The sequence below is a fragment of the Acetobacter sp. genome, assembly GCF_022483985.1.
In the GTDB taxonomy this organism is placed as follows: Bacteria; Pseudomonadota; Alphaproteobacteria; order Acetobacterales; family Acetobacteraceae; genus Acetobacter.
In genome coordinates this window covers 1,533,739-1,546,176 of record NZ_JAKVME010000001.1, presented here as the reverse complement: position 1 = coordinate 1,546,176, position 12,438 = coordinate 1,533,739, and the positions used below count along the sequence as shown (strand labels likewise).

Genomic DNA, 12,438 nt, shown 5'->3' with positions numbered 1-12,438 from the left:
TTGTATTTCAGGCTAGAACGCTCCCAGCCAGAATGTCGGATACACAGACCTGGAGGGTTCTAAAAACCTCTTGGTATTGAGGCCTACGCTGTGATTCCATTTTTCTGGTTCTGGTTGGAGGAATGGCGCTATGAAACAGGCGGGATTTTTTGACGTTGAAGAGCGGCTTGCTCGGTTAAGCGGTCTTGGCGACCAGCTTGAAGCGTTTTCCCGGACTGTGGATTTTGAGGTGTTCCGCCCGGAACTGGACAAGGCACTGGCCTATTCAGACGGGAGCAAAGGCGGGCGTCCACCGTTTGATCCGGTGCTGATGTTCAAGATCCTGGTGATCCAGACACTCAACAATCTGTCCGATGAACGGACGGAATACCTGATCAACGACCGTCTCTCCTTCATGCGCTTTTTAGGTCTGGGGCTGTCGGACCGTGTACCTGATGCCAGAACGGTATGGCTGTTTCGAGAGCGTCTGACCCAGGCTGGTGCGATTGGTGGTCTGTTCAATCGCTTTGACGCAACCCTGCGTAACGCTGGTTATCTGCCGATGTCAGGCCAGATCCTGGATGCCACGCTGGTAGCGGCTCCGAAGCAGCGCAATACCAATGCGGAGAAGGCGGATCTGCGTGAAGGACGGATCCCTCAGGACTGGCAGGACAAGCCGTCAAAGCTGTCCCACAAGGACAGGCATGCGCGCTGGACCCTGAAGTTCACGAAAGCGAAGCGACAGGAGGACGGGAGTATCCCTGCAACAGATCTGGCCATCCCGTTCTTTGGCTATAAATCGCACATCTCCATCGACCGGAAATTTCGGCTGATCCGCAAATGGAAGACGACAGATGCCGCCGCCAGTGATGGCGCGCGATTGAGGGAGGGCCTGCTTGATAAAAGCAATACAGCTTCAACGGTCTGGGCAGACACAGCCTACCGCTCAAAAGCCAATGAGGACTTCATGGAAAAGCAGGGCTTTGTCTCGAAGGTTCACAGGAAAAAGCCGCATCTCAAGCCTATGCCACGCCATATCCAGAGATCCAACGCAGGAAAGTCCGTTATCCGGTCGCGTGTCGAGCATGTCTTTGCCGATCAGAAATCACAGACGGGGCTGTTCGTCCGAACCGTAGGCATAACGCGGGCCACCATGAGGGTCGGGCTGGCCAATATCGTCTATAATATGCGCCGCTTTCTCCTCTTGGAGCGGATTAACGCCGCCGCGTAGCAATCCAGAGCAGGAAACCATCGCTCTGCTCAAAACCCAGAGTAAAAGTTAGACCAGGGAAGCAGCAGTCAACACGCTAAAAACCTGAAATCAGGCACAAGAGAAGTCAATCAAAGGTTTTTCGAACCCTCCACCTGTCTGTTATCCTTCGCAAGAGTGTTACTGAAAGAGACGCCCCATGCACTATGACCTGATTATCCGGAACGGCATCTGCATCCTGCCCTGGGGTGAGGCGCGGACGGATGTTGGTGTTATTGCTGGGCGTATAGCAAGCATCGATGTGTCCTCAACGGCTGAAGCGCATGAAGTGATCGATGCGCAGGGGCTGCATGTGCTGCCCGGTCTGATCGACGCGCATGTGCATCTGCGTGACCCTGGGAACCCGGCTGTTGAAAGCATCCCGACGGGGACAAAGGCTGCGGCTCTTGGTGGCATCGCCACGGTGTTTGATATGCCGAACACCAATCCTGCGGTAACGGATGCTGAAATGCTGCGCTGGAAGCAGGAATATGCTTCTCGCGAATCCTATACCGATTTTGCATTCTATGTTGGCGCGACACGTGAAAACACCAAAGACCTCGGTGAGTTCGAGACGTTTGATGGTGTTTGCGGGATCAAGGTGTTCGCTGGATCTTCCACAGGCAATCTGATGATCGAGGATGATGAGGGGATCGAGGCCGTACTGCGCCACGGTCATCGCCGCGTCTCGTTTCATTCTGAGGATGAATATCGCCTGCGCGCCCGGAAAACCCAGTTTGGTCAGACCGGCATGCCCTGCTGCAACCACAGCATCTGGCGTGATCCTGAATGCGCGTTCCTCGGCACGCGTCGTATCACGGCATTGTCGGTGAAAACGGGCCGTCCGGTGCATATCCTGCACACGTCCACGGAAGAAGAATTCAAATTTCTTGAGAACTACCGCCATCTTGTCACGACGGAAGTGCTGGCCAACCACCTGACGCAGATCGCGCCGGAATGTTATGACCAACTCGGCAATCTGGCGGTGATGAACCCTCCGATCCGCGAGGAACGACATTTCGAGGCGGCGTGGCGCGCCCTGCAGAACGGGATGGTCGATGTGGTCTCCTCCGACCACGCGCCACATTCGCTGGAAGCGAAAGCCAAACCCTGGCCGGAATGCCCGTCCGGCATGACCGGCGTGCAAACGCTGGTGCCGCTGATGCTGGATCACGTTAACGCCGGTCGCCTGTCGCTGTCGCGTCTGGTGGACGTGATGGCTGCCGGTCCCGCCCGTGTGTACGGCATGATGGCGAAGGGACGGCTGTCAGTCGGCTATGACGCCGACTTTACGCTCGTGGACATGAAGGCGGAACGTCGCATCACCAATGACTGGATTGTCACTCCTGCGGGTTGGTCGCCCTTTGACGGCAAGGAGGTGAAAGGCTGGCCGATGGCGACGATTGTGCGTGGAAAAGTGGTGATGCGTGAGGACGAGATCCTTGACGCGCCGACAGGGCGGCTGGTGCGCTTTCTGCCCTGAAAAAGCCGCGACTTCGCAGCATAGGCGGGAGCCGGGCAGGGCTGGTCCGAATCGAAAATACGACCAGTCTCCTGCCGATCATGCCAACAGAATCCGGCTCAGACCGGAAGGAACATGTATGAAAACGACGTTTGCAATTTGTGCCGCGACTTCCCTGCTACTGCTCGGCGCTCCGGCGCACGCGGAGGGACTCTGGACGGCTGCCGGATGTGGCGCCGAGCCTTCCGCGCCGACACTCGATGTTTCCAGCGTTGATCGTTACAATGCCAGCGTGGACAAGGCGGCAAGTTATGAAAAGGCTGCCCGGGCCTATAATGCTTGCGTAGCGAAAGAAGCGACACGCCAGCAGACGGTCATCAGCAACGAAGCGAAGGGAAAGATGGAGCATATTCAGGAAGGCAGTTCAGCCGTTCAGAAGCGGATTGCCACCAACTTTTCCAAGTTTACGACGCAGTTGAAGACGGCGGGTACGAAACTCGGCAAAGAGCACTGAGACAGACGAGGCTTATTTAAAAAGCCTCGGAAAAGGTGTCGCCTTTTGAATAATACCAACCAGCCTTGGCAGTGACACAGTGAAAGCTGCCCGCACCCGGCAGGGACCGTAGGCCCCTGCGCCCTGGTAAATACGGTTTCCAAAGGCCTATGGTAGGGTTCGGGGCAACGCCCCGGAAAACGTCCTCACAAGAGTCAATCTTTTCCCGGGTTAGTATAAGGTGACACCCCGAAAATAGTCTCTTATCGGCTAGACGTTACAGGCGAATTTTTAGAGTGGCATCCATTCAGACTGGATCATGGATGCCGCTCTAACTCGTTGCTTATCGAGCAACTTTATCCGACCAGACGATTCCGCCTGATCGGATGTTGCTCTAATACCGCCTTGGCCTCAGGAGCCAGCATCACTGGTCCATAGCAGCTTTGGCCAGAGCATCGAACGCCTGAAGCCTGCGGATCACAGCGGGCATTTCCTTCAGCGGGATCATGTTCGGCCCGTCGCTCGGCGCTGTGTCAGGATCTTCGTGCGTTTCAAGAAAGACGGCAGCCACACCAATCGCCACGGCTGCGCGTGCCAGAACGGGCGCGAACTCACGCTGCCCCCCTGAGGCGGTTCCAAGTCCACCGGGTTGCTGCACGGAATGCGTGGCATCATACACCACCGGGTATCCGGTGCCTGCCATGATGGGCAGGGAGCGCATATCGTTGACCAGCGTGTTGTAGCCGAAGCTGGTACCGCGCTCGCACAACATGATCCGTTCATTGCCGGTCGAAGCGATCTTTCTGGCCACATGGGTCATGTCCCACGGTGCAAGAAATTGTCCCTTTTTCACGTTGATCGCAGCACCGGTTTCACCGGCCGCCAGGAGCAGGTCCGTCTGGCGGCACAGGAATGCCGGGATCTGGAGCACATCGACCGCCTGAGCAGCCGGAGCGCACTGCTCTGGACTGTGAACGTCCGTCAGAACAGGTACGCGGAACTGCTCGCGGATATCCGACAAAATCTGGAGACCCTTCTCCATGCCAATGCCGCGCTGGGAGCCGATACTGCTCCGGTTGGCCTTGTCGTACGAGCTTTTGTAGATCAGCCCGATCCCGGCCTCACCACAGATTTCCACCAGTGCCGCCGCCGTATCCACGGCATGGGCGGCGGATTCGATCTGGCAGGGACCGGCAATCAGCACCAGCGGCAGGCTGTTGCCGATTTCCAGATCACCAAGGCCTATTGTCTGCTGGAGACTCACGCTTCTTTCGCCTTGTCGGCAGCCGCGCCAATGAACCCGGAAAAGAGCGGGTGAGGAGCGAAGGGACGGGAGATCAGTTCCGGGTGATACTGCACGGCGACAAACCAGCGATGGTCGGGATATTCCACCACTTCCGGCAGAATGCCGTCCGGTGACAGGCCGGAGAATTTGAGACCGGCGGCTTCGATCCGGTCACGGTAATGCACGTTCACCTCATAACGGTGACGATGACGTTCCCGGATGGTTGTCGTACCGTAAATGGCTGCCGCACGTGAGCCTTCCGCCAGCTTCGCCGGATAGCCGCCAAGGCGCATCGTCCCGCCAAGCTCGCCACCTTCACGACGGCGCAGCATCTCGTTGCCGCGTGCCCACTCGGTCATCAGACCGACCAGAGGCTCCTTGGCCGGGCCGAACTCGGTGGAGGTAGCGTCGGCGATGCCTGCCAGATTGCGGGCGCACTCGATGACGGCCATCTGCATGCCGAAGCAGATACCGAGGAACGGGATGTTCTTCTCACGGGCATAACGCACGGCTTCAATCTTGCCGCCTGCGCCACGTTCCCCGAACCCGCCGGGAACCAGAATGCCGTCAACGTCATCAAGACGCTTCAGGGAAGCGGGGTCTTTTTCGAATGACTCGGCTTCAACCCAGTCCAGTTTGACCCGGACATTGTTGGCGATGCCGCCATGCAGCAGGGCCTCGTTCAGCGATTTATAGCTGTCGAGCATGGCCGTGTATTTGCCGACCACAGCGATGCGTACTTCGCCCGCGGGCTCGCGGATGGTCTCGACAATCTTCTTCCAGCCGGAAAGGTCAGGCTCCTGTGTGTGGGGCAGGCCGAAATAATGCAGGACTTCCGTGTCCAGACCTTCCGCATGATAGGACAGCGGGCACGCGTAGATCGTATCCACATCCCGTGCGGCGATGACGGCCTGCGGACGGACATTGCAGAAATTGGCGATCTTGCGACGCTCGTTTTCCGGAATGGGACGGTCACAGCGGCACAGAAGAATCTGCGGCTGGAGACCGACGTTCTGGAGTTCCTTGACGGAATGCTGAGTCGGCTTGGTCTTGAGTTCGCCCGCTGACGGAATCCACGGCAGCAGCGTGAGATGCACGACCATGGTGTTCTCGACGCCGAGGTCGTTGCGAAGCTGGCGGATGGATTCGAGGAACGGCAGGCTCTCGATATCACCGACCGTGCCGCCGATCTCGACGAGGCAGAAATCCAGCCCCTCCGTGTCCGCAACCACACGTTCCTTGATGGCGTCGGTGATGTGCGGAATGACCTGCACGGTCCCGCCGAGATAATCGCCACGGCGTTCGCGGGCGATCACCTCTGAATACACACGCCCTGTCGTGGTGTTGTCGGCGCGTGTGGCGTTTACGCCGGTGAAACGTTCGTAATGGCCGAGATCAAGATCCGTTTCGGCGCCGTCATCGGTGACGAAGACCTCGCCGTGCTGATACGGGCTCATCGTGCCCGGATCGACGTTCAGGTACGGGTCAAGCTTGCGCAGCCGGACCTTGTATCCACGAGCTTGCAGGAGAGCGGCAAGGGCAGCCGAAGCAATGCCTTTGCCGAGCGAAGAGACCACACCACCGGTGATAAATACGAACCGCGTCATGGAAGGTCTCCCTACACCGAGCAGGTGGGGGGAGGGAAGGGCTGAATTACCTCCGCGCCCCCGGAAGATGATTTTCTCCGGAACAGACTTTCTTTTTGTCTGAGTGGACGTCGGCCAGAAACGTCTTTTCCTGAAAATAAAGCGGATTACAACCCAGTCTTTCGGGAGAGAGCACGGGCGCGGCGCAGCATTTGTTTAGCAAACCGAGATCAGCGGAACAGGGTCTCTCTGTATGATTCGGAGAACAGCCAGAGTGCATCGCGGCGGTCAAAACAAAAGCGCAGAGGAGGACTCCTGCGCTTCGTCTGAAACCACACCATAAAAGGCCGACTGTTACGGGTGCTGGGTGGTTCCCTCAGCATCCACAGGCTGTGTCTGCTGGGCTGGTGCGGTTGCCGCGGGTGCAGTCGATGCCACAGGCGGCGGAGCAGCCAGAATGTCATGGCTGCCGCCACCGGACACAGCGCCACGGTTCATCACGGCGAGCAGAAGGGACAGCAGCATGAACGCCGTCGCCAGCCCTGCGGTGGTGCGGGTCAGCAGATTCGCCGTGCCGCGACCGGACATGAAAGCTCCCATGCCCTGTGACGAGCCGATGCCGAGACCGCCTCCCTCGCTGCGCTGGATCAGCACGACAGCAATCAGGGCGACGGTGACAATAAGATGAAGGATCAGCAGGGCGGTGGTCATGGACTATCCGGTCGAGAGGTCAGAAAGGTCGCGTCTGAAACAGAAAGGTTTCAGTTCGCGGGAACGGCGCGAATGATGGACAGGAAAGCGTCCGGCTTCAGGCTGGCGCCTCCGACCAGAGCACCGGCCACATCCGGGATGGAGAGGATCGAGGCGGCGTTGCCCGCATCCACGGAGCCACCATACAGAATCCGCAGGGATTTGCCAGCATCGCCGAACTGACGCACCAGCTCCGCACGGATGAAGGCGACGGTCGCCTTGATGTCTTCCGATGTGGCGGCGAGACCCGTGCCGATGGCCCAGACCGGCTCATAGGCCACGATGCCGGTGAAACCGTCGGGCAGGGAACCCTTGATCTGCCAGCCGAGCGTGTCTTCCGTCTGCCCGGACTGGCGCTGATCTTCCGTCTCGCCGATGCAGACGATGGGTGTCAGACCCGCTTTCGTGGCCGCGACGGTCTTTTCACGGACCGTCTCATCCACCTCGCCATGATCACGACGACGTTCGGAATGGCCGAGAATGACGTGTGACGCCCCGACATCCTTCAGCATGGACGGTGCGATGTCACCCGTATGAGCGCCCTTGTCATTCTTGTGACAGTCCTGTGCGCCCAGAGCGACAGTCGAGCCGTCCAGTGTCTGGTGAACGAGAGACAGGTAAGTGAAGGGCGGGCACACCACGACGTCCACACCCGGAACAGGCTCTGCCGTCAGGCTGGCGGTGATCTGCTTCACGCGATCGACGGAGTCGGCGCTCAGGCCGTTCATCTTCCAGTTGCCGACAATGATGGGTGTGCTCATCGGAACGTCTCTCCTGTGAGATTCGGTCAGAACGTCTGGCGACGCTGGTCCGGCCTCTGCGGGTCAATGTGGGACTGCTCCCACCTGTTGGGGTGCATGGCTACCCTATCGGGGTCCGGCCATGCAAGAAGCAGTCCATTCTGTCAGGGGACCGACCCCGGTTCTGGTCAAGACGGAGCAGGATGAATATGGTGCCCCGCCCGGATGCGGTGTTTGGCCGTCATCCATATTCTGCCTTCTTCGCGGACCCGTGACTGCATGATTTCCTTCCTCCGCCGCTTTGTCGTTGAATCCTGGCTGGGTCGTGTCCTCGCCATCGTCATCTTTCTGGCCTTCGTGGGCTGGGGAGTGGGCGACGTCCTGACCAATATGGCGGACGATCCGACCATCGTGGCGAAAGTCGGCTCCCAGAAGATCACCACCCGTGACTTCGCGGCGGCCCTGCAGGCGGAGATGCCGCGCATCGCCCAGCAGATGGGTATGCCGGATGTGGCGCACATTCCCGCCAACGTCCGTCAGCCGATGGCCAACGAGATTCTCCAGCGGCTGGTCGGGCAGGCGCAGATTCTGGAGGCGGCGAAAAATTACGGTATCCACGTGCCGGACAGCGCCGTGCGGGACGAGATTTTCGCCATGCCCTATTTTCAGGGCAAGAACGGCCAGTTCGACCGCCAGAAATTCAACGCGGCCATGGCCAATGCCGGTATGACCGAACAGCGCCTGATCGGACTGGTGCGTGACGATCTGACCGCCCGCGCCGTGATGGAGCCCCTGTCCACGGGCGCGCATGTGTCTGATCTGGTGGTCGATCACACCTATGGTTTCGAGACGGAGACGCATGTGCTCGACGTGCTGCGTGTTCCTTTCGCCTCACAGGCCGACCCTGCCACGCCGGACGAGGCGACCCTGAAACGCTTCTACGACAACCATCCGTGGATGTTCCGTAGTCCGGAATACCGTCATGCGCGCATCGTGGTGCTGTCGCCGGAGACTGTCGCCAACCAGTCGCCCGCGACGGATGAGAAACTGCATCAGCTCTATGACGCGCAGAAAGAGCGCTTCAACCAGCCTGAGTTGCGCAGCGTCCAGCTTGTGACATCGTCCGATCAGGCCGCCGCACAGGCTGTGGCGACGCTCTGGAAAGGCGGGGCCGACTGGAACCAGATTCAGGTGTCGGCAAAGAACAGCGCGGCGGTTGAATTCAATGACGCCCGCCCGAGCGTTCTGCCTTCCGCCACGCTCCAGAAGCTGGTTTTCGGTGCGGAGCAGGGCAGCGTTCAGGGACCGGAAAAGACCGATACCGGATGGATTGTCTTCCGCGTAACCAGAACGACGCCTCCGCATGCCGAAAACTTTGACGCGGCGAAGTCGACGCTTCGTGATGAAATCGCGAAGGCGAAGGGACCGGCGATGGTCAGCGCCAGCGTGCCGAAACTTCAGGATGCGCTGGCCGGGGGCGGGATGGACTCCATTCCTGCCGATCTGGGCGCTGCTCCGGCAGCGGGTTTTCTGGATGCAAAGGGTATGACGAAGGACGGCACGCCTGCGCCGCTACCGGCATCGGGCGCTCTGCGTGACGCCATTGTCGCACGGGTGTTCGAGCAGGCCAAAGGGGCTGCGTCCCAGTTGATCGAAGCGAAGGGGCCGTCGCAGCAGGGCAAGCCGTCTGACTCCCTTGGCTGGTATGCTGTCTCCGTCGATGACGTCACGCCAAGCCAGCCGCAGCCCTATGACGCCGTGAAGGACCAGGTTCTGGCGGCATGGAAAGAGGAAGCGCGTCATCACGAAGCCGATCAGGCCGCCACAGCGCTTTATGTTGCAGCCGGTCAGAAGGGCGGTGTGTCAGCAGTCGCCCCCACAGGTAGCGATCTTCAGAAGGACGTGATGGTGTCGCGTGCCCGTCCTGTCGAAACCCTGCCGCGTGACCTGATGGGCATCGCTCTTAGGATGCCTGTCGGCCGGAGTGTCATGGTCGAAGACGATAAGGGCTTTCTGGTCGCAACAGTGACCGCCGTGCGGCACCCTGATCCGAAGTCCGATGCAATCGGCATCGGTCGTGTGCGGGATGGCATGACTGAGTCCCTGTCATCCGACATGACGGCGGCATTCATCCAGAGTCTTGGTGAGCGTTACAAGCCGAAGATCATCGCAGCCGGTGTTCGTGCTGCCATGAGCGAGGCTGGCTTTGGAGATGGTTCGTGATGCGGCTCGCCACTCTTGATTCTCCCTCCCGTGCGGCCTGTGCAGCCGCATGGGAACGTGGAGACAGCAGCGTCGTTTTCGCTGTGGATGCTGCCGATCTGCTGACACCGGTCGCCGCCTATATGCGACTTGCGGCCATGAACGGTTCGGACGGACGGAACACGCTGCTGCTGGAATCCGTTGAAGGCGGCGCGAGCCGGGGCCGCTACTCCGTCATCGCCCTGAAGCCGGATCTGCTGTGGCGCTGTCATGACGGCAAAGCAGCGGTCAACCGGAATGCGATGACCGACGCCGAGGCTTACGTGTCTTTGGACGAAGCGCCGCTGGAGAGTCTGCGCAAGCTGATCAACGAAAGCCGCCTGCAACTCGATGACAGCCTTCCGCCCATGACGGCGGGAGTCTTCGGTTATCTGGGTTATGATATGGTGCGCCAGATGGAGCGTCTGCCGAATGCGCCGGTGGATGACCTCGGTCTGCCCGAAGCCATTCTCATGCGTCCCGGCCTGTTCGTCATTTTCGACACGGTGACGGATGAACTGATTCTTGCGGCTCCGATCCGGCCTCGTGCGGATGATCAGCCGGACATGGCCTTTGATCGGGCCACGCGGTTGATTCAGGAGGCGCAGGCCTGTCTTGCCGCACCGCTGACCGTGCCGCAGGAGTCGGCAGTTGAGGCTCTTGAGCCGCCGCATTCCACCTATACGGAAGCGGAATTTGAAGATGTGGTCAGGCGTATTCAGGACTATATCGCCGCTGGAGACGCGTTTCAGGTTGTCCCCAGCCAGCGTTTCTCAACACCGTTCGGTCTGTCCTCGCTCGCGCTCTATCGTTCCCTGCGCCGGATCAACCCCGCGCCATTCCTGTTCCATCTGAACCTCGGTGGCTTCTCTCTGGTCGGATCGTCACCGGAAATCCTTGTGCGTCTGCGTGACGGCAAGATGACGGTGCGTCCGCTGGCCGGAACGCGTCCGCGTGGCGCGGATGCGGAGGAGGACAAGCGCCTTGAGGAAGAACTGCTGGCTGACGAAAAGGAACGGGCCGAGCATCTCATGCTGATCGACCTTGGCCGAAACGATGTCGGCCGCGTCAGCATTACCGGGTCGGTCAAGGTGACCGAGAAGTTCATCATCGAACGCTTCAGCCATGTCATGCATATTTCCTCGAACGTCGAAGGTATGCTCAAGCCGGAACTGGACGCGCTCGACGCTCTTGTCGCCGCATTCCCGGCTGGTACGCTCACGGGCGCGCCAAAGATCCGTGCGATGGAGATCATCGACGAGGTCGAGCGGACCCGCCGTGCGACCTATGCCGGATGTATCGGTTATTTCGGCGCGGGCGGCGACATGGATACCTGCATCGGTCTGCGTATGGCGGTCGTGAAGGATGGCATGATGTATGTGCAGGCAGGGTGTGGCGTTGTAGCCGACAGTGTGCCGTCACTGGAATGTGCGGAAACGAAGCACAAGGCGCGGGCGTTGTTTCGTGCGGCGGAAGATGCCGTGCGGATGGCGATGCGCGGCTGAGAGGGTTGCAGGAGCTGTTTCCAAAAGTTTTTGAAAAAAGCTTCAGAAAAACGTCTTTTGGGTGCAGGTGGTATTAACGGTCTTGCGTGTCTCTTCCTGTTGGAAAGACTTACGGGACGCTACCCCGAGCTCCTGCCAAAAGGGGCGTCTCTGGAAACCGTTTGTTTACAACGGACTTGGGGCCGTTCCCGTATGGAGTTCAGGGAAACGCCTGCGTCATTCAAGAGAGTCTGACCGCTCCACCGTTGCTGGCCTGAACTCAAGAATTTCCACCTCTTCACCGACAGAAACCCGCCCTGTGCGCTCCACGAGCGCATTCTGGCCGAACATCACGCCCCCTTCCTGTTTTCTGAACCGTGCCAGAGTAGCCAAGGGTTCTTTCCGGTCGGGGATGAGGCCTGTGTCCTGATCCACGGTGGTCATCACACAGCGGGAGCAGGGTTTCACCAGACTCAGTTCCGCGCCGCCAATCCGTATCCTTGCCCATCTGTCTTCTTCCCACGCTTCTGCGCCGGACACGACGAGATTGGGACGAAAACGGTCCATCGGGACGGGAGCGTCCAGACGGTTGTTCAAATCGTTCAGTGAGGCAAGCGTCGTGATCAGTACCGGAAAGCCATCCGAGAAAGAGTTTGTAAAAACACGGTCATCCCACTGGCGGCGGCGGTCGCTCTCGGGGCAGGGCATGTAGACCAGACGACAGGGCATGCCGATGATCCCGGAGACCCACAGGGCGGCGTCATCACCCGCATCAAGAGCCTGAACCGTGTCTTTCCATACCGTGACGGGGCGAGCCTCTCCAGTGGGGCGTCTGACCCTCAAATCCGGCTGGCCGTTGTGCGTGAGCCGCAGACCTTCCGTCGTGATCGAGACATTTATTGTCGCCATCACCGGATATCTGCGTTGGGTGACGAACTGTCCCTCGTGATCAACGATCATCCAGCGGCGATCCTTGTCCGGTCCCCACGGACAGAGCAGAAGCTCCTGCATTGAAAGACCGTGCAGGCTTTTCACGGGATGAATGTGAAGAGAGTGCAGAAACAGTCGCATGAGACACTTTCAACAAATTTCAGAAGTGAAACGAACAGGCCTGTCACAAAACTATCACTGAATCTTTCAGGGACGGGTTGGCTAGAAGGGCTTCAGGT

General features: G+C 59.3%; 10 protein-coding genes. 5 read left to right on the top strand and 5 right to left on the bottom strand.

Features of this window, described 5'->3' with window-relative positions:
- Positions 1 to 130 precede the first annotated feature (130 nt).
- The 3 genes from LKE90_RS06820 to LKE90_RS06810 all read left to right on the top strand — a co-directional run bounded on the left by LKE90_RS06820 (position 131) and on the right by LKE90_RS06810 (position 3,204).
- A complete protein-coding gene (locus LKE90_RS06820; RefSeq protein WP_011252003.1) occupies positions 131 to 1,210 on the top strand; it encodes an IS5 family transposase in 1,080 nt (359 codons plus the stop codon).
- 178 nt (positions 1,211 to 1,388) lie between these two features.
- The gene (locus tag LKE90_RS06815) at positions 1,389 to 2,711 is read left to right on the top strand and encodes a dihydroorotase (RefSeq protein ID WP_291494406.1); all 1,323 of its coding nucleotides are present in this window, start codon (positions 1,389 to 1,391) and stop codon (positions 2,709 to 2,711) included.
- Between the two features lie 118 nt (positions 2,712 to 2,829).
- A complete protein-coding gene (locus tag LKE90_RS06810; protein WP_291494408.1) occupies positions 2,830 to 3,204 on the top strand; it encodes a hypothetical protein in 375 nt (124 codons plus the stop codon).
- A gap of 403 nt (positions 3,205 to 3,607) precedes the next feature.
- Here LKE90_RS06810 and kdsA read toward each other — a convergent pair whose 3' ends face one another.
- The 4 genes from kdsA to tpiA form a co-directional block, all read right to left on the bottom strand.
- On the bottom strand, positions 3,608 to 4,447 hold the full coding sequence (kdsA, locus tag LKE90_RS06805) for a 3-deoxy-8-phosphooctulonate synthase (RefSeq protein WP_291494410.1): 840 nt from the start codon (positions 4,445 to 4,447) through the stop codon (positions 3,608 to 3,610).
- Positions 4,444 to 6,075 carry a CTP synthase gene (locus tag LKE90_RS06800; protein WP_291494413.1) on the bottom strand — a complete coding sequence of 544 codons (1,632 nt, stop codon included), beginning with the start codon at positions 6,073 to 6,075 and terminating at the stop codon, positions 4,444 to 4,446. Before LKE90_RS06800 ends, kdsA begins: the two co-directional genes overlap by 4 nt.
- A 333-nt stretch (positions 6,076 to 6,408) precedes the next feature.
- Positions 6,409 to 6,765 (bottom strand): preprotein translocase subunit SecG, encoded by a 357-nt coding sequence (gene secG, locus LKE90_RS06795; protein WP_291494415.1) that lies wholly within the window; start codon positions 6,763 to 6,765, stop codon positions 6,409 to 6,411.
- Between the two features lie 50 nt (positions 6,766 to 6,815).
- Positions 6,816 to 7,565: a triose-phosphate isomerase gene (gene tpiA / locus LKE90_RS06790; RefSeq protein WP_291494417.1), complete on the bottom strand. Its 750-nt coding sequence runs from the start codon at positions 7,563 to 7,565 to the stop codon at positions 6,816 to 6,818.
- A gap of 258 nt (positions 7,566 to 7,823) precedes the next feature.
- On the opposite strand from tpiA, the gene LKE90_RS06785 reads away from it, so the two are divergent.
- Both LKE90_RS06785 and trpE read left to right on the top strand, forming a co-directional pair.
- Positions 7,824 to 9,767, top strand: coding sequence for a peptidylprolyl isomerase (locus LKE90_RS06785; RefSeq protein ID WP_291494419.1), 1,944 nt, complete (start codon positions 7,824 to 7,826; stop codon positions 9,765 to 9,767).
- Entirely contained in the window at positions 9,767 to 11,290 is a 1,524-nt protein-coding gene (trpE, locus tag LKE90_RS06780) for an anthranilate synthase component I (protein ID WP_291494518.1), read from the top strand. The genes LKE90_RS06785 and trpE overlap by 1 nt, the downstream gene beginning before the upstream one ends.
- 216 nt (positions 11,291 to 11,506) lie before the next feature.
- On the opposite strand, the gene LKE90_RS06775 is transcribed toward trpE, so the two are convergent.
- Positions 11,507 to 12,340, bottom strand: coding sequence for an MOSC domain-containing protein (locus LKE90_RS06775; RefSeq protein WP_291494421.1), 834 nt, complete (start codon positions 12,338 to 12,340; stop codon positions 11,507 to 11,509).
- Positions 12,341 to 12,438: the final 98 nt, after the last annotated feature.

What these genes read in the sequence shown, in the direction of transcription:
- LKE90_RS06775 (WP_291494421.1), bottom strand. Translation starts at nt 12,340, where the DNA reads ATGCGACTGTTTCTGCACTCTCTTCACATTCATCCCGTGAAAAGCCTG.
- LKE90_RS06785 (WP_291494419.1), top strand. Translation starts at nt 7,824, where the DNA reads ATGATTTCCTTCCTCCGCCGCTTTGTCGTTGAATCCTGGCTGGGTCGT.
- secG (WP_291494415.1), bottom strand. Translation starts at nt 6,765, where the DNA reads ATGACCACCGCCCTGCTGATCCTTCATCTTATTGTCACCGTCGCCCTG.
- tpiA (WP_291494417.1), bottom strand. Translation starts at nt 7,565, where the DNA reads ATGAGCACACCCATCATTGTCGGCAACTGGAAGATGAACGGCCTGAGC.
- LKE90_RS06800 (WP_291494413.1), bottom strand. Translation starts at nt 6,075, where the DNA reads ATGACGCGGTTCGTATTTATCACCGGTGGTGTGGTCTCTTCGCTCGGC.
- LKE90_RS06815 (WP_291494406.1), top strand. Translation starts at nt 1,389, where the DNA reads ATGCACTATGACCTGATTATCCGGAACGGCATCTGCATCCTGCCCTGG.
- LKE90_RS06810 (WP_291494408.1), top strand. Translation starts at nt 2,830, where the DNA reads ATGAAAACGACGTTTGCAATTTGTGCCGCGACTTCCCTGCTACTGCTC.
- trpE (WP_291494518.1), top strand. Translation starts at nt 9,767, where the DNA reads ATGCGGCTCGCCACTCTTGATTCTCCCTCCCGTGCGGCCTGTGCAGCC.
- LKE90_RS06820 (WP_011252003.1), top strand. Translation starts at nt 131, where the DNA reads ATGAAACAGGCGGGATTTTTTGACGTTGAAGAGCGGCTTGCTCGGTTA.